The organism is Gulosibacter sediminis (assembly GCF_023370115.1).
GTDB classification, from domain to species: Bacteria; Actinomycetota; Actinomycetes; order Actinomycetales; family Microbacteriaceae; genus Gulosibacter; species Gulosibacter sediminis_A.
This window is the reverse complement of the sequence record NZ_CP097160.1, coordinates 2685013-2701741: the sequence shown is the minus strand read 5'-3', so window position 1 is coordinate 2701741 and position 16729 is coordinate 2685013. Positions and strand designations below refer to the sequence as shown.

General features: G+C 68.1%; 18 protein-coding genes. 2 read left to right on the top strand and 16 right to left on the bottom strand.

What is annotated here, in order from left to right:
- Window positions 1–49: 49 nt before the first annotated feature.
- Entirely contained in the window at window positions 50–889 is an 840-nt protein-coding gene (locus M3M28_RS12510; protein WP_249386776.1) for an SDR family oxidoreductase, read from the top strand.
- Here the strand turns inward: M3M28_RS12510 and M3M28_RS12505 are convergent.
- The 12 genes from M3M28_RS12505 to M3M28_RS12450 form a co-directional block, all read right to left on the bottom strand.
- A complete protein-coding gene (locus M3M28_RS12505) occupies window positions 886–1869 on the bottom strand; it encodes an AraC family transcriptional regulator (protein WP_249386775.1) in 984 nt (327 codons plus the stop codon). The two genes, M3M28_RS12510 and M3M28_RS12505, sit on opposite strands and share 4 nt — an antisense overlap.
- Window positions 1870–1881: 12 nt before the next feature.
- A complete protein-coding gene (locus M3M28_RS12500) occupies window positions 1882–2382 on the bottom strand; it encodes a flavin reductase (RefSeq protein ID WP_249386774.1) in 501 nt (166 codons plus the stop codon).
- Window positions 2379–2699 carry an EthD family reductase gene (locus M3M28_RS12495; RefSeq protein ID WP_249386773.1) on the bottom strand — a complete coding sequence of 107 codons (321 nt, stop codon included), beginning with the start codon at window positions 2697–2699 and terminating at the stop codon, window positions 2379–2381. The genes M3M28_RS12500 and M3M28_RS12495 overlap by 4 nt, the downstream gene beginning before the upstream one ends.
- Before the next feature lie 11 nt (window positions 2700–2710).
- Window positions 2711–3952, bottom strand: a complete 1242-nt coding sequence (locus M3M28_RS12490) for a styrene monooxygenase/indole monooxygenase family protein (RefSeq protein ID WP_249386772.1) — start codon at window positions 3950–3952, stop codon at window positions 2711–2713.
- A 120-nt stretch (window positions 3953–4072) separates the two neighbouring features.
- Window positions 4073–5149 carry a C45 family autoproteolytic acyltransferase/hydolase gene (locus M3M28_RS12485; RefSeq protein WP_249386771.1) on the bottom strand — a complete coding sequence of 359 codons (1077 nt, stop codon included), beginning with the start codon at window positions 5147–5149 and terminating at the stop codon, window positions 4073–4075.
- Window positions 5149–5826 (bottom strand): FMN-binding negative transcriptional regulator, encoded by a 678-nt coding sequence (locus M3M28_RS12480; protein ID WP_249386770.1) that lies wholly within the window; start codon window positions 5824–5826, stop codon window positions 5149–5151. Before M3M28_RS12480 ends, M3M28_RS12485 begins: the two co-directional genes overlap by 1 nt.
- Before the next feature lie 2 nt (window positions 5827–5828).
- Window positions 5829–6881 (bottom strand): P1 family peptidase, encoded by a 1053-nt coding sequence (locus M3M28_RS12475; RefSeq protein WP_249386769.1) that lies wholly within the window; start codon window positions 6879–6881, stop codon window positions 5829–5831.
- On the bottom strand, window positions 6878–7609 hold the full coding sequence (locus M3M28_RS12470) for an ABC transporter ATP-binding protein (RefSeq protein ID WP_249386768.1): 732 nt from the start codon (window positions 7607–7609) through the stop codon (window positions 6878–6880). Before M3M28_RS12470 ends, M3M28_RS12475 begins: the two co-directional genes overlap by 4 nt.
- On the bottom strand, window positions 7596–8459 hold the full coding sequence (locus M3M28_RS12465) for an ABC transporter ATP-binding protein (protein ID WP_249386767.1): 864 nt from the start codon (window positions 8457–8459) through the stop codon (window positions 7596–7598). The genes M3M28_RS12470 and M3M28_RS12465 overlap by 14 nt, the downstream gene beginning before the upstream one ends.
- Window positions 8456–9295, bottom strand: coding sequence for an ABC transporter permease (locus tag M3M28_RS12460; RefSeq protein WP_249386766.1), 840 nt, complete (start codon window positions 9293–9295; stop codon window positions 8456–8458). The genes M3M28_RS12465 and M3M28_RS12460 overlap by 4 nt, the downstream gene beginning before the upstream one ends.
- Window positions 9292–10251: an ABC transporter permease gene (locus M3M28_RS12455; protein WP_249386765.1), complete on the bottom strand. Its 960-nt coding sequence runs from the start codon at window positions 10249–10251 to the stop codon at window positions 9292–9294. Before M3M28_RS12455 ends, M3M28_RS12460 begins: the two co-directional genes overlap by 4 nt.
- Before the next feature lie 8 nt (window positions 10252–10259).
- Window positions 10260–11873 carry an ABC transporter substrate-binding protein gene (locus tag M3M28_RS12450; protein ID WP_249386764.1) on the bottom strand — a complete coding sequence of 538 codons (1614 nt, stop codon included), beginning with the start codon at window positions 11871–11873 and terminating at the stop codon, window positions 10260–10262.
- A gap of 176 nt (window positions 11874–12049) precedes the next feature.
- On the opposite strand from M3M28_RS12450, the gene M3M28_RS12445 reads away from it, so the two are divergent.
- A complete protein-coding gene (locus M3M28_RS12445) occupies window positions 12050–13042 on the top strand; it encodes a LacI family DNA-binding transcriptional regulator (RefSeq protein ID WP_249386763.1) in 993 nt (330 codons plus the stop codon).
- A gap of 8 nt (window positions 13043–13050) precedes the next feature.
- On the opposite strand, the gene M3M28_RS12440 is transcribed toward M3M28_RS12445, so the two are convergent.
- From M3M28_RS12440 to M3M28_RS12425, 4 genes are all read right to left on the bottom strand, one after another.
- Complete coding sequence (locus M3M28_RS12440) at window positions 13051–13938, bottom strand: aldo/keto reductase (protein WP_249386762.1); 888 nt, start codon at window positions 13936–13938, stop codon at window positions 13051–13053.
- Window positions 13939–13960: 22 nt separating this feature from the next.
- A complete protein-coding gene (locus M3M28_RS12435) occupies window positions 13961–14641 on the bottom strand; it encodes a methionine ABC transporter permease (RefSeq protein ID WP_249386761.1) in 681 nt (226 codons plus the stop codon).
- Window positions 14642–14643: 2 nt separating this feature from the next.
- Window positions 14644–15705 (bottom strand): methionine ABC transporter ATP-binding protein, encoded by a 1062-nt coding sequence (locus tag M3M28_RS12430; protein WP_249386760.1) that lies wholly within the window; start codon window positions 15703–15705, stop codon window positions 14644–14646.
- A gap of 92 nt (window positions 15706–15797) precedes the next feature.
- Window positions 15798–16706 carry a MetQ/NlpA family ABC transporter substrate-binding protein gene (locus tag M3M28_RS12425; protein ID WP_249386759.1) on the bottom strand — a complete coding sequence of 303 codons (909 nt, stop codon included), beginning with the start codon at window positions 16704–16706 and terminating at the stop codon, window positions 15798–15800.
- Between the last annotated feature and the right edge of the window lie 23 nt (window positions 16707–16729).

Sequence of the window (16729 nt, the reverse complement as noted above, 5' to 3'; positions counted from 1 at the left end):
CCCCGCAGCAGCTCACCGACGAGCACGAGTTCATGGAGGCAAAGACGCAATGACCACGACGACGACCCTCGCAGGCAAAACCATCCTCATGTCCGGCGGTAGCCGCGGCATCGGCCTCGCGATCGCGAAGCGCGCGGCGCAGGACGGCGCGAACGTTGCCATCATCGCGAAGACCGACCAGGCGCATCCGAAGCTCGAGGGCACCGTGCACACCGCCGCCGACGAGATTCGCGCGGCCGGCGCCGACGCCGGGGCGAAGGCGCTCGCCATCGTCGGCGACGTGCGCGACGAGGCATCGGTGCAGGATGCGGTGAGCGCGACGGTCGCGGAGTTCGGCGGCATCGACATCGTCGTGAATAATGCGTCGGCGATCAATCTTGGTGGTTCGGCACAAATCGACATGAAGCGTTTCGACCTCATGCACGACATCAACACTCGCGGCACGTTCCTGCTCACGCGCACGGCGCTGCAGTACCTGCGCACTTCGGAGGACCCCCGTATCCTCACCCTCTCGCCACCCCTTAACCTCTCGGCGAAGTGGCTCGGCGCGTACCCGGCCTACATGCTCGCGAAGTACGGCATGACCCTCGCGACCCTCGGCATCGGGGCCGAGACGCACATCCCCGCGACCGCCCTGTGGCCGCGCACAACGATTCAGACCGCCGCGGTGCTCAACATCCTCGGCGGCGAAGAGGTCTACCGCCGCTCGCGCACGGTCGAGCTCTACTCGGATGCTGCGCACGCGGTGCTCACAGCGCCCGGCGACACGGTGGCCGGCCAGGCGCTGCTCTGCGAGGACGTGCTCGAGGCGGTCGGGGTGACCGACTTCTCGCGGTACTCGCCCGGCACCGACGAGGTCGAGCTGCACCCCGACGCCTTCGTCGACTAGGGCCGAGCGGCGCGGGCTAGGGTCTCAGAGGGCGCCTCGGCGAAGCGTTCGCGGTACCGCTGGGCGAAGCGACCAAGGTGCACAAATCCGTTGGCGATCGCGACGTCACGCACCGTGGTGCTCTGCCCCGACTCGAGCTCGCGTCGCACCCGGTGCATCCGGTCGATGCGCTGGTACTCGAGCGGGGTCACGCCGAGGCGGCGCCGGAACGCGAGCTGCAGTGCCCGGCCCGTGACGCCAGTGATTGCCGCGAGCGCGTCGAGTGAGAGGGGCGCACCGACCGTCGACGCAATCGCCTCTCGCGCGTGGTCGACAATGTCGGCGGGAATGGGGAATCGCGACTCGGCGTCGTCGCCTGTCTCGCGTACCATGAGCGCGATGAACCCGCCGATCGTGCGCTCCGAGTAGTACCGTGCGAGCCCCGCATCCACCTCGTTCTCGGTTGTCGGCAGGCGCATGACGCCGCGCACGAACTCAAGCCAGCGGCGACCTTGCCCATCGCCAACGTCGAGCGAGGTGGGTACGCCCTCGGGGTCAAATGGCACGTCGCCCCAGTACCGCACGACGGCGCGGTCAACGATGTCACGGCGCATCTTCACGCCGAGCATGACGCTCGGGCGATCCCAGCCGTGAATCGCAATGGGCACGTGCAGGCCGTTCACCTGCGCCCGCGCCGACGTGACGGGTACTCGCTCGTCACCGCCGACTGCGATGCGCAGGTTGCCAAGCAGGGAGGCGTTGACCTGATAGTCATTCTGATGCTCAGCCCTGGTCTCGATCACGATGCCCGTCGAGTAGCGCAGCGTGCCTACCGTGGTGCCGGGCAGCAGCATCGACTTGTAGTTCATCGTGAACTTCTGCCCGCCACGCAACGGCGTGAGGGTGTGCGGGTACCAAATCTGCTCGCCGATCGCTCGGGCGTGATCCACGTCTGACGCCGTGTTGCGCACCTCGAGCGGCAACGAGGTCGGCTCAGTCATGTGCGATCTCCTCTAGAACGCGCTCGCACCGACCTGGTGAAAGTTGCGTGAATCGTACACGAGGCCACCGCTACCCGACCGGGTGCGAAGCTCGTCGACGGCGACGAACAGCACCGAGTGCGTGCCATGCTCGAGGCGGTCGACGATGGTGCCGGCGATCGCAACACGGGCATCACGCAGAGTCGGCAGGCCGTCGAGCTCGCTCCAGATATCCCAGGTGAACCGCTCGGCCATGGATGCGCTCGTCTGGCCTGCGAAGTGCATCGCGAGCAGTTCTTGGTTGCCGGTGAGCACGTTGATCGCGAGGCGCCCATTGTCGACGAACACGTCGCGAGCGCTGCTTGTGCGATTGATGCAGACGATGACCGTGGCCGGATCGTCTGAGCCGCGGCACACCGCACTCACTGTGAGGCCAAGCTTGCCGGCCGGCCCGTCGGTCGAGATGATGTTCACCGCCGAGGTGAGGTGCGACATCGCGCGCTTGAATTCGCGGATGGGGTCGGGCGCGGTCATGAGACTTCCCCCTCGGTCACGGGGTAGTCGAGCACGATCGCGCCACCGCTGGCATAGTTCGGCACGTCGGCGCCCACGGCGCGGCCCTCGGGCGACGACATGGCGGCCCGGAACGCATCGATGTCGTCGAACTCGGCTTCAAACAGGGCGAAGTAGGGGGATGCGCTGCCGTCGGCCTGCGGCGCAACATCAGTGGAGTAGCGCCACGCGCGCAGGCCGGGCAACTTGCGGGCGAGCGGCAGATGGGTCGACTCGTAGTACTGAACGAACGCGGCGCGATCGATGGGCTCGGGGTAGAGCACGAGGAGTTTGTGCATGATGGTGTCCTTTACGCGGGCTGGGACGCGGCTTGCAGGATCGCCGCGGTACGAGCATCCACTCGCTCCTGCGACGAAAGCAGATCAAGCTGGCGGGTTGGGTAGTTGAAGTTCTCGGTGAACTCGTCGGCGAGCGCCTTGTCATAGACCATCGCCGTGAAGAACTGACCGATGCGCTCATGACCAGGGGTCGCGATCATCATGTTGACCCAGTCGTTTGCGGCCTCGACGCGCTCGGCGCGACGGCGCGCGACCTTGCGCAGGAAGTGCTCGTCGTAGACATCGTCCTCGGCGAACACCGCCGCCGTGTCCTTCGCAGAGTTCGCCGCAGCGTTGCCGCCCTGCGCGGTGACCGGGTCGAGGGTGAGGTGCACGTCGCCGAGGGCGAGGAGGAACTTGCCGTTCGGAAGCTGGATGAAGTCCTCGCGCAGCGACGGGGCGAACGCGCCCTGCAGCACATCCTTGTCGCTCGTCAGGGCGAACTTGTCGTGATCGACGCGGTCGAAGACCGGCGGATAGTGAGTCTCGAGCACGTCGAGGATGCGCTGGCGGAAACCCTCCGGGTCTTCGTGCTGCTTCGTCGAGTTGAGCACGTCTTGCGGGCCGCCGGGCACGCTCTCGAAGAGCAGTGCGGTGACGCGGCCGGCGTGGCTCCAGATGGGAATCACCAGGAGTTCGCCGACGCCAGGCACGACGTTGACGGCGACACCGGCCGGGTCGAGTTCGCGCACGCCGTGCCAAAGGCTCAGGGTGAGGTGGCGCTGCGGCTTCGAGTAGGGCGACTTGTCTTCGCGCTTCGGGAACATCGCGCCGATCTCGCCCTTGCCGGTTGAGACGACGACGAGGTCGTACTGCTCGGTGAGCGCCTCGATGCCGGGGCGGTCGAGCTCGCGAATAATGAGCTCGCCGCCCCGCTGCTCGAACTCGCGCATGAGCCGGGGCAGGTAGATGCGGTAGTCAATGACGCGCGAGGGCATCGTGAAGTCGCCGTAGAACTCGCGGTCCTCGCCCCAGCCGTTGTAGTGGTGGTGGCGGTAGTAGTAGCCGTCAACGTCGGGCCAGTCGCCGATACCGAGCTGGTTCTCGATCGCCTGCGTCACGTGCATGTGCGAGACGCTGTTCATGATGCGGCCGTCAAAGACGTCTTGTGCCGTGCGATTCGTGAGAATCGTCACTTGTTTGCCCTGCTGCAGCAGGTGCAGCCCGAGGTGCAGGCCGGCCACTCCGGCGCCAACAATTGCGATGTGCGGCATGAGTTCACTCCCTTGAGAACGTGTGCGGTGTCGACCGCGCTGCGGTGCGCGAGTCGACGTGCTCTCAAGCTATTTGCCGTCAAGGCCAGTGGCGGGAGAGTTCGTTTTTTGGATAGCCACCTACCCGCCGAACACCCGGAACTCGGCGTCCGTCACCTCCGCGGGTGTTCCCGTCTGCCAATGCAGCTCACCCGTTCCCGGCACCATGGCGATCGTGATCAGGGTTTCCCACCGGTCGGCCAGGTACGGGGAGTCGGCCGGGCGCATGCACACTGGCGCGTTGGCTCCCCCGTCGCCGCACATCGCTTGGGCAAGCTCGGTGGCACTGCGGGCGGCCACGACGCCCGGGCCGACGGCGCGCAGGTGCGCGAGTCGAACATCCGTCGTTGACTGTGTGGATGCGGCATCGCCGGCCGCAAGGGTCGGGTCGAGAAAGTGATTCGTGTGGGCGAGCAGCCCGCCCTCTGCGCGCACGAGCGCGACTCCGGCAGGCGAGAGCTCGATGCTCGCGGCGTCGCCCTCGGGCTTCGCCGCGCTGGGCGCCTCGAGCACCGTCAGCACGGTCGAGGCGCTGAGCGACGCACTTTCAGCAATGGCCACGGCCTGCTCGACGGTGTCGGCCTCCTCGAGGATGCGGCGGGCCACGGCGTGCACCGGCACGCCTTGACCGCGGGCGTCCGACTCGTGGCTGAGGATGTTGAGGAACAGCGAAAGCCTGCCCGCCGTGCCGATCTTGCCGAGCATCCCCGTCTCGGCGAAGGTGCGCACCTGCCGGTCGCCCACGGTGGCCGACAACAGCACCGCGTCGGGCACGAGTTCGGCGTGCCAGTCCCACGTCTGCACCCCCGACGGCCCGGTGGCGTCGAGCCGCACGACGGTCGAACACTCGAGCGCCTCGTGGGGCGCGTACGCGAGCACCTCGGTGCGGGCCGTCAGTGCCGCGAGATCGGCGAGGCTCGCCCCGGATCCGGCGGCCAGGCCGCGCAGTTCGTCGGCCTGCGTCGGCGCCCACGCCTCGAGCGCCTCGAACGACTCCTCGGCGACGCGTCGCACGGTCTCGGCGGCCACGCCAAGCTCGCCGAACGCCCACAGGTATCGAGCCGCATTCGCGCGCACCTGCTCGGCAAGGGCGCGCCCGTACTCCTCGCCGCGGGCAAACGGCTCTGTCTCGAGCAGCCGCAGTTCGTGGACGCGCATCACTTCGCCGCCTCGTTCGCCGGGCTGTCGGGTAGGGAGTCCATCAGCCGCGCGAGGTCGGTGTGCGGGCATCCCGGTACGGGCTCGCCGCCCTGGCCGGCAAACTCGTCGCGCACCCGGCCACGGATCTCGTGCGACATGTCTTGGCTGAGCTTAAACACCGCCTGTTCGCCGGTGACCTCGATGCCGAATGCGACGACACCGCCAATGATCGCCCGAAACACGTCGAGCGAATCCGTCATGTCCCACTCCTGCGTGCGAGTGCCCTCGAGCTGCCGAACTGTCTGCTCGACCACCTGGAGCGCGCCCTCGTCGTCGAGCACCGTGACTCGACCGGTGAGGTGCACCGCGGTGTAGTCGACCGTCGGCACCGACTTCGGCTGCTCGTAGAGCGTGGGCGAGACGTAGCCGTGCGATGAGCTGTGAATAAGGAGCACCTCCGGCTGCTCGAGCATCCGCTGCCAGTGTGGATTCGCCCGGCCGAGGTGCGACCACAGCGTGACACCTACGAGCGAGTCGTGGTCGGCGGGGTCGACGCCGGGAGGGAACACGACCGGCACGTGCGTCGCGATCGGCGCGCCCGCCTGCGAGGTGACGGCGATGGCGAACGGGGTCGTCGCGACGAAGTCGACGAGCGCCCGGCCATCGGGCGCGTGATAGTTGGGGAAAGTGTGCACGGTTACCTTGCGCTCTCGATGATGGCGTTCCACATGACTTCGGAGGCGATCGCGCCGACCGAGGCGACGCTCGGGCTCAGCGTCTGCCGCGGGTCGTACGACGGCAACTCGACCTCGTCGGTCGTGGCGAGGAAGAGGGTGTCGCCGTCGAGCGCCGTGTGGAAGGGCTGGATGGCTCGGTGCATCGACGAGTGCACCTGGGTGGCGAGCTGCCGCAGGTCAATGTCGTTGAGCTTCGCGTTCGTGACGACGGTCGAGATGGTCGTGTTGCCGCGCTGGAACGCTCGCGCCGCATCCTGCCCCTCGCCGTCGAACGCGAGCAGGCTGTCGGTGATCGGGTGCCGGCGCGTGCCGTCCGGCTGCAGGTTGCCGCGCAGCACCCGGCCGTCGCGATCGAGCACAACACCGACCGCGTTGACGACGACAATGGCAAGCACCTTGAGGTCACCGACCTGCACGAACGCCGCACCTTGGCCAGCCCACTCGGTCGAGCTCGGGCTCATCTTGCCGCAGCTCGCCGCGACGCCAGCGCCGACCCGGCCGATCGGCACCTGCCCGGCTCGCGCGTTCGCGTGCGCGGCCCGGCCGAGCGCGTTGTCGGGCGCGATCGCGTTGTCGCGCACCGCGAAGTCGTAGATGCACGCCCCCGACACCGCGACCAGGTCGGCGAAGCCGGTCTTGCGGCCCTGCTCGGCCATGATCGCGTCGGTGACGCCGCTCGCCGCCGCGAGGCCCTGCACCGAGCCGCCGGTGAGCGCGATCGCCGAGTTATAGCCGTAGCGCCCGGTAATGCCGACCGCGCCGCCGCGGTCGTCGATCGCGGTGCGCGCACCGCCGTCGAACTCCACGACCGTCACGCCGGTCGGGCCGTCGGCGTACTCGGCTGTGCCGACGCGCACGCCGGGGAAGTCGAATTCGACCACGTCGCGCCCCGAGCCAGAAGTCGGGGTGCGGGCGGCATCGTCGTTGATCTCGAGGTCGGCGAAGCTCGACCGCGCTGTCGTGCGCGGCGCCGCATCCCAGTCGGATTGCGGCAGCAGGTTCAAATGGGTCATCGCTCCTCCAAGAGTGATCGTGAATAGGGATGCTGTGGGCCGGCCGCGAAGGCATCGGCTCGGGCGAGCTCGACGACCTCCCCCGAACGCAGCACGCACACCTCGTCGGCGATGTACTGCACCACCGACATGTCGTGGGTAATAAACAGGGCTGCAAAGCCGTGCTCGAGCTGCAGCTTGCGGATGAGCTGGAGAATTTGGGCCTGCACCGACACGTCGAGCGCGCTGACCGCCTCGTCGAACACGATGAACTCGGGATGCGTCACGAGCGCCCGCGCGATAGCGACCCGCTGGCGTTGCCCGCCCGAGAGCTCGTGCGGTCGACGCTGCTGGAGTTCTGGTTCGAGGGCAACAGCATCGAGCATCTCCTCGACGCGTCGCCGCACTTCGCTGCGATCACGGGTGCGCACGCGCAAAGGTTCAGCGACCGACGAGAAGATCGACATGCGCGGGTTCAAAGCCCACACCGGCTGCTGCAGCACCGCCTGCATGCGGCCCGCGAGCCGCCGGCGCGTGAGTGGGCCGCCGTCGAACGTCACCTCGCCGCTCGTCGGCGCGCGCAGGCCGAGCGCGACCGACGCGAGCGTCGACTTGCCCGAGCCCGACTCCCCGACCAGGCCGAGGGTCTCGCCGGGCTCAACGCTCAGGGTGACCAAGTCGAGCGCCACGTTGCGGCGCTGACCCCGCCCGAAGACGACCGAGAGGTCGTTGATCTCAAGCAGACTCATGGCGCGCTCCTTCCTCACCGTCGAGTTCGCCGGCGCGGATCATCTGGGTGTAGGTGCGCACCTCGACGCCCGCCTCGAGCCGCGACGGCAGCGCGTCGAGCAGTGACTGCGTGTAGGGATGCTGCGGCGTCGTGAGCACCGTGTCGGGCGGGCCGTCTTCGACCACCGCGCCCCGGTACATCACGACCACCCGGTCGCACCAGCGCGCTACCGCCTCGAGATCGTGGCTCAGCCAGATGACGGTGACGCCCGCCTCGGCCGCGAAGTCAAAGAGCAGCTTGAGCACCTCGCGACGCACGTTGGCGTCGAGCGAGGCGGTCGGTTCATCGGCGATGAGCACCCGCGGCTTGCGCGCGATCGCCAAGGCAATCGCGACGCGCTGCGCCATTCCGCCCGAGAGCTCGTGCGGGAATCGCCGGAGCACCTGCTCGGGTTCGCGGATGCGCACCCGAGCCAGCAACTCCGCGAGCGCCGTCGCCGAGGTGTCGCCGCCGAGGTCGCCCACTACGAACCCGAGCTGGCGACCGATGCGCTTCGTGGGGTCGAGCGTCGCGATCGGGTCTAGCGGAACATAGCCGAGCACCTCGCGGCGCAGGCGCCGAAGCTCGGGCTTCGCGGCCTTGAGCACCGAGACCCCGGCCACCTCGATGGCGCCGTCGGTGTAGCGGGCCGTGGTCGGCAGCAGCGCGCCGATGGCCGAGCCGATGGTCGACTTGCCGCTGCCGGACTCGCCGACGATGGCGACTCGCTCCCCCGCCTCGGCGTCGAAGTCGACGCCGTCGAGGGCGCGGACCGGACCGCTCGGCGTGCCGAACTCAACGACCAGGTTGTCAATGCTGACCAGGCTCATGAGATATCCACCGCGCTTCTGGGTTCGAGGCGATCGCGCAGGGCGTCGCCGAGCAGGTTCACCGCGAGGATCGCGAGCACCATCGTGCCGCCGGAGGCGAGGAGGATCCACGGGGCGGTGAGCAGGTACACGTTGCCCTCGCTCACGAGCAGGCCAAGCGAGGAGGCGGGCAGCTGCACGCCGTAGCCGAGGAACGAGAGCCCACCCTCGACGAGAATCGCGACGCTGAGCGCGTAGGTCGCCTGCACGATGACGGTGCCCGAGACGTTCGTGAGCAGGTGCCGCACCATGATGACCGGCGCCCGCACCCCCGAGATCCGCGCGCTCACGACAAAGTCCCGACGCATTACCTGTGCGGCCGCGGCACCGACCATCCTCGTCATGAGTGGCAGGGTGACGAGCACAATACTTGCGATCGCCGCTGGTCCGCCCGGCCCGTATGCCGCCGCGATAAGGAGGGCGAGCAGGATCGCGGGGAACGAGTAGAGCACGTCGCCAAGCCGCAGCACGACCTCGCGCACCCAGCCGCCCCGGTACGCCGCCACGATGCCGAAGGCCACGGCGAGCGCGGAGGTGAGCAACACGGCGATGGCCGACATCAGAAACGTCGTGCCGATGCCTTCGAGGAGCCGTGCCAAGAGGCTGCGGCCGAGCCCATCCGTGCCAAGCGGATGCGCGAGCGAAGGTGGCTCGAAGCGGCCGCCGACGGTCGACGTTCCGTCGCTGAGCCCCGGCACAATCTGGCCGACGACGCTCGCGAGGACGAGCACGGTGAGCACGCCGACGGCGAACCAGAGGATCGGGTCGCGGCGCACGCGGGCAATCGTGGTGGTCATGATTTGGCCTCCACCGAAGAGACGCGGGGGTCGATGAGGCTCGAGGCGAGTTCGACCACCATGCTCGCCACGACGAACACGATCGCCGCGAACATGACGACGGCCTGCACCACCGCGAAGTCGCGCCGGTCCATCGCCAGCAGCATGTAGGAGCCGACGCCCGGCACGTTGAAGAGGCCCTCGACGATCACGGCGCCGCCGAGCAGGTACGCGAGCAGGGTCGCGGCCAGGGTGAGGATGGGGATCGACGCGTTGCGCAGCACGTGGCGCCGGATGATCGTGCCGGGCCGGTCGCCCCGGGCCTTCGCCGCCTGAATGTAGGGCTCGACGAGGACGCCGAGGGTCGCATCCCGCGCGGTGCGCGCGGTGGCGGCGGCATAGAACACCGAGAGCACGAGCGCCGGCAGCAGTAGCGACGCCACCCCCGCGAAGAAATTCTCGGTGACCGGGGTCACCGCGTCGATGGTGATGCCGAGCGGGAAGATCGAGAACACGAGCACCACGAGCGCGCCGAGCACGAACTCCGGCACACTGATGGCGAGCCCGCTGACGACGCGCGACACCATCGCGCCGCCCTTGCGGTGCGCCCGCACGCCCTGCCAGATGCCAAGGGGAATGCCGACGATGAGCGCGATGATGAGTGCGAGCACCGCGAGCGTCGCCGTGACCGGCAGCCGCAGCGCGAGTTCATCGGTGACCGGCTGCCGCGAAATGATCGAGGTGCCGAGGTCGCCCGTGAGCACGTTCGAGATCCACAGCCCGAACTGCGTGAAGAGGTCGCGGTCGAGCCCGAGTGAGCTCACGAGCGCCGCCCGATCTTCGGCCGAGGCGAGCGGCCCGAGCAGCACCCGCTCGGCCTGGCCCGGCACGAGCCGCACCGAGAGGAACACGACCACGGCGATGCCGAGGAGCGTGACCAGCCCGGTGAGGACTCGGCGAAGTGCCCAGCGTGCCATATTGCGGCCTAGCCCTGCGTCAGTCGAAACTCGGGCAGGCCGCGCAGGAAGTCGCCGTAGCCCTCGCCGGCAAGGATGCTCGCCTGCACCTGGTCGCCACGGAAGCCGATGACGGTGGGTCGCGTCGCGAGCGGGATCATCTCGGCGTAGCCATCGGCGAGGCCGCAGACGTCAGCAAGGGCGGCGGTCCGCTCGTCGCCGTCGGGCAGCTGCTGCGCGGTCGCGATCGCCTCGTTGAGGTCGTCGTGCGACTGCGTAAAGCCGGCGTTGAAGAAGGCGGTGTCGGGGTTCCACCACGACGTCACCATCGACGCGTCGCCATAGCCGGCGAACCAGCCGAGGGCCATCTCAAAGTCGCCCGGTTGGGTCGCGTAGACCCGCTCGGAGTAGGTGCCGTAGTCGAGGGTTTCGAGGTTCACCGTGGCGCCGAGCTGCTCAAGCTGCTGCTGCACGACCTGTCCGACCGCCGAGAGCGACGGGTCGCCGCTGTAGATGAGCAGGGTGAATTCCTGCCCCTCGAAGGCGGTCGCGTCGGCCTCGACGCTGGTGGAAGGCAGCGAATCGACCGAGCACGCGCCAGGCAGATTCGACGGCGTGACCGCGGTGGGCGAGCCCGCGCCGGCGAGGGCGATGTCGGCGATCTGCTGGCGATCAAGCGCCGCGTTCACCTGGTTGCGGAGCTCGTCGTCGACGAACGGCGAATCGGGGTTCACCGAGTTGAGCATGAGGTAGAAGTAGTCGCTCTGTTCCTGGCTCACCGCGGTGACGCTGCCGGTCTGCGAGAGCAGGTTGAGCGCATCCGGGTTCGCGAAGGTGGCGAACTGCGTCGACCCGTCGCGGAGCGCGGCGAGCCGGGTCTGGTCGTCGCTCGAGATGCCGATCTCGACGGTGTCGACACCGAGGTTCTCGGCGTTCCACCACTCGGGGTTGGCCTCGAACGTCCACGACTCATCCTGCCGGTGCTCGGCCATCGTGAAGGGCCCGCTGCCGAGCATCTCGGTCGCCGGGTCGAACTCGCCCGCCTCGAGCTCCTGCATCGGCAGCACGGCGGCGGGGGTGTTCGCGAGGGCCGCGAGCAGCGGGGTGTAGGGCGTCGCGAGCGTGATCGTGACCTCCTGCGCGTCCCCCGACGAGGTGTTCTCGATCGAGTCGATTGGGCCGAGCTGGCTCGACCACACGGCGCCGAGTTCGATGAGGCGGTCGAGCGAGCCGACCACGTCGTCGGCGGTGACGTCGCGGCCGTTCGAGAACGTTGCGCCCTCACGCAGCGTGAACACGTATGTCGTGTCATCGGTCTGCTCCCACGACTCGGCGAGCTCGGGCTGAATCTCGAAGCTCGGCCCCATGGTCACGAGCGATTCGTAGACGAGCCCCTCGATGCTCCAGGAGCGGGCGATCTCGGCCGTCGCCGGGTCGAGGCCGCCCGTTTCGGCGGTGTCGTAGTCGAGCTGGAGGTTGAGCGTGCCGCCGGTGGGCTCGAGGCCGTCGTCGACCTGGGCGACGTAGCCGTCGGCGTCAGCACCAGTGGCATCGCTCGTCGGCGAGGCACCCGAACACGAGGTGATCAGGAGCGACGTCGCGGCGATGCCCGCAATCGCAAAGGGGAGGGTTCGAATTCGCACGGTGGGACCTTTCGTGTCACTTTGGCTGGCCCGGTCGATGCATCCTTGGTCGACCTGGCGTTGCCGGATCGATCCGGCATGCTCCGAATTTAGGCCATCCCTGCGCGCTCGTCAAACATCCGTCCCGCAGCGAAACGATTCGGCAGTGTTGCGGGTCGATGTGTTAAACAACTCTCATGACCAAGCGGGCAGTGACGATCCAAGACGTGGCGCGATACGCGGGGGTGTCGCGCACAACGGTGTCGGATGCGCTCAACGGCACTGGCCGCGTGTCGGAGGCGACCCGCCTCGCGATCACCGATGCTGCCGCCACGCTTGGCTACCGGCCGAATGTCGCCGCGAAGTCGCTGCGCACGTCGACGACCGGCACCATCGGCATCCACCTGCCCGAGGCCATGACGCGCATCGACTACTACCTGCAGATCATCTTCGGCGCGCTCGAGGCCGCGGCGCTCGCCGACGTCGACGTCACGCTCATCACCTCGCGCCGCCTCGGCGAGAATACGCGCCCGCGAGTCGATGGCGTGGTCGTGATCGACCCGCTCAGCGACGACGCGATTGCCCAGCAGCTGCTCGCGCTCGATGTTCCGATCGTCACGCTCGAGCACGCGGCGGGGCACCGCGCCGACGGCGTCGTCGAGGCCGACCACGAGGGCGCTCTTGTCGAGCTGCTCGACCACCTTCGCGAGCGCGGCGTCACGGCGCCCGCGCTGCTTGCCTCCCCCGCGGTCACCGACTGGGGTGTACGGGTGCAGCGGCGATTCCGCGAATGGTGCGCCGACCACGGCGTGCCCGCGCTCGTGACCGAGCGGCCGTTCGGCTCGCCCTCCTCGGTCTATGCCGAGGCCCTGCGCGACCTGTTCGCGCTGCGGCCCGAGGTCGACGGCGTGATCTGCGGCCCGTCGGCCTCATCGCTCGTCGCCCTCGACGTGCTCGAAGACCTCGGCCGCACCGCCGGCGACGACGTACTCCTCGCCGCGCTCGTCGACAGCCCCTCGCTCGTCTACACCGACCCGCCGATCACGGCGATCAACCTCGAGCCCCGGGCGGCCGGGTCGGAGTGCGTCAACCTGCTCGTCGAACTGTTAAGGGGACGCCGGCCCCGCGATGGCGCCAGCGTCCCCCTGCCCATTTCCGTTGAGTATCGAGCCTCAACCCTCGGGTCGTAACCCTCGGGCTACGAGTTGTCGATCGTCGACGTGACGGTCGTCGTGTCGAAGGTGGCCGGGTCGGCGCCGCCGCGGGCGCCGGTGTCGAGCGCGTTGATCGCCTCGACCTCGGCCGGGGTGAGCTCAAAGTCGAAGACGTTGAAGTTCTCGGCGATGCGGCTCGTCGTAACCGACTTCGGAATCGCAGCGTTGCCGACCTGCAGGTGCCAGCGCAGCACGACCTGGGCCGCGGTCTTGCCGTGGGCCTCGGCCGCGGCGGTGACGGCGGGGTCAGTGAAGATGTCGCGACCGGTCGAGTTCTTCTCGCCGTAGCGGTCGGCGCCGCCGAGCGGCGACCAGGCCTGCGTGACGATGCCGTGCTGTGAGTCGTACTGGCGCACCTCGGGCTGCGCGAAGTACGGGTGCAGCTCGACCTGGTTCAGCGCGGGCGTCAACTCCGACTGCTCGCCGAGGCGGTCGAGCAGCTCGCCGTTGAAGTTGCAGACACCGATGGCGCGGGCGCGACCCGACTCGAGGATGCCCTCGAGGGTCTTCCAGGCCTTGATGGCGCGGTCGAACTCGTCGGGACCGGGCCAGTGCAGCAGGTAGAGGTCGACGTAGTCGGTGCCGAGGCGGCGCAGGCTCGCGTCGAAGCCGGTCTGCGCATCCTCGTAGTCGCTGATCCACAGCTTCGTCGTGACGAAGACGTGGTCGCGGGGCAGGCCCGCGGCCGCGAGACCGGCGCCGACCTCGCGCTCGTTGCCGTAGATCGCCGCGGTGTCGAGCAGGCGGTAGCCGGTGCGCAGCGCCGTCTCGACGGCCTCCTGCGTCTCCTCCGGCTTCGAGCGGAACACGCCGAAGCCGAGGGCGGGCATCTCGATGCCGTTGTTCAGGGTGATGGTGGGTTGCGAAGTCATATCGCTCCTTCCGAGTAGGTCACTAACGGCGCATGACGCGGCGGGCGAGCCAGTTGCCGAGCATCTGGACAATCTGCACGACAATCACGATGACGATCACCGCGGCCCACGTCACGAGCGGGTTGAACTGACGATAGCCGTACTGCAGTGCGAAGTTACCGAGTCCGCTGCCGCCGACGACGCCGGCCATGGCCGACATATCGATGACGGCGACGAAGGCGAAGGTGTAGCCGAGAATCAGCGGGCCGAGGCCCTCGGGAATCACGACAGTGAGCAGCGTGCGCATGCGGCTCGCACCGGAGGCGCGCGCCGCCTCGACGACACCCGGCGGCACCGTCACGAGGCTCTGCTCGACGAGGCGGGCGATGCCGAAGGTCGCGGCGAAGCCCATCGCAAACATCGCCATCGGCTCGCCGATACCGACGCCGATCGTCAGGCGCGCGAGGGGCTGCAGCGCCGCGAGCAAGATGATGAACGGGATGGGCCGGAAGAAGTTCACGAGCAGGTTCAGCACGTTGAACACACCCCGCTGCGCGAGGATGTTGCCCGGTCGCGTCGCGTAGAGGAACACGCCGATGACGAGGCCGAAGATGCCACCGACGAGCATCGCGACGGCGACGAGCATGAGGGTGAGCGCGAGTTGCTCGGGCAGCTGCGGCAGCAGCTCAATGAGGCGATCGAAGTCGGCTTCCTGATGCAGCATGACTACTCACCCGCCCGTTCGTTCGAGGCCGCGGCGTCGGGAATCTCCGTCACCTCGGCGAGTTCGCGCACGCCCGCGATCGCCTCGGCGATCTGCGCATCCGTGCCGTGCAGGGCGAAGGTGAGGTGACCGAACAGGCGGCCCGTGATCTCGTGCATCCCGCCGAACACCAGCTCGGCTTCGACGCCCGCGCGCACGAGCCGACCGAGCACCTCGTGCTGCGATGCGCGTTCGTCGGTCACCGAAATGGTGATGAGCTTGCCCTGGTGGCGGGCCCGAATCGCGTCGAGCTCCTTGCCCTCGGGCACTTGAGGCACGACCGACGACACGAAGTTCTTCGTGGCGGCGTGCTCGGGATTCGAAAACACCCGGTAGAGCTCGCCGTGCTCGACGACCTTGCCGTGCTCCATCACCGCGACGTGGGTGGCGAGGCGCTTGATGACGTCCATCTCGTGCGTGATCACGACGATGGTGATGCCGAGCTCGCGGTTCACGCGCTCGAGCAGGTCGAGCACGTCGGAGGTCGTCTGCGGGTCGAGCGCACTCGTCGACTCGTCGGCGAGCAGGATCTTCGGCGAGGTCGACAGCGCGCGGGCGATGCCGACGCGCTGCTTCTGCCCGCCCGAAAGCTGGTCGGGGTACGCCTTCGCGCGGGCGCCGAGGCCGACGAAGTCGAGCAGCTCGGCGACGCGCTTGTCGCGCGCCTCCTTCTCGATGCCCGCGATCTTCATCGGGAACGCGACGTTGCCCGCCACGTTGCGCGAGTTAAAGAGGTTGAACTGCTGAAAGATCATGCCGATCTCGGTGCGCACCTTCTGCAGCTTGGCCTCAGACAGACCGACGATCTCGTCGCCATCGATCTCGATCGAGCCCGAGCTCGTGGGCTCGAGGGCGTTGATCAGTCGCACGAGCGTCGATTTGCCCGCGCCCGAGTAGCCGATGACGCCGTAGATACTGCCGCGCTCGATATCGAGACTGACGCCGTCGACGGCGCGAACCGGCGCATCCTTTCGCGAGGCCGCGGGATATTCCTTGACGACGTCACGCAAGCGAATCATCGACATGCTTCGTCCTTTCCGTGGCCGACAGGCCGAAACGCGCGTGAGCGCGCACCCCTGAAATTTAGAGGTACGCGCTCACGGTCGCAAGCCTGTGGCTAGCCTTCGGCCTGGATGTCTTCCTCGACCTGGTCGAGCTGCGCCTGCAGGTCTTCCTTCGAGGTGGTGAGCATCTCGGCGGTGCCGCCCGAGTTGTCGAGCACGCCCTGCTGCACGTCTTCGTTGGTCTGGTAGATCTCCACGAGCTTGTTCAGCGTGGGGTTGTCGACATCGTCGGCGCGCGACGCGAAGATGTTCGCGTATGCGAGGGCGGCGGGGTCGCTCGGGTCGTCCTGCGCGATCGCGTCGTCGGCGTCGAGGCCGGCGTCGGCGATGAAGTCGTTGTTGATGATCGCGGCGTCGAAGTCCTGCAGCGAGTTCGCGAGCAGGTCGGCGTTGAGCTCCTCAACCGACACCTTCGAGTTCTCGGTGACGATGTCGTCGAGGGTCGAGAAGGCGTTGCCGCCGTCCTTGAGCTCGATCAGGCCGGCCGACTGCAGCACGAGCAGCGCGCGGGCGCGGTTCGTCTCGTCGTTCGGCACGCCAACGGTGCCACCCTCGGGAATCGCGTCGACCGAGTCGTACTTGTCGGAGTAGAGACCGAGCGGGTAGATCGCGGTCGCGCCGATGACGGCGAGGTCATCGCCCGCCTCGACGTTGTAGTTCGCGAGGTAGAGGATGTGCTGGAACTGGTTGAGGTCAACCTCGCCCGCCGAGAGGGCGGGGTTCGGCTGGTTGTAGTCGGTGAAGTCGACGAGCTCAACCTCGATGCCCTCGGCCGAGGCGGCATCGACGTAGGTCTGCCAGTACTCGTCGGAGGCGCCGACGACGCCGATCTTGACGGTCTGGCCGGCATAGGGGTCGTCGCCCGATGCGGCGGGGCTGTCGCTGCCACCCGCGCAAGCGCTGAGGCTAGCGGCGAGTGCGAGCGCACCGGCGGCGGCAAGCCAGTTACGAAGTCGTGCCATGAGGAGAAGTCCTTTCGGGAGGT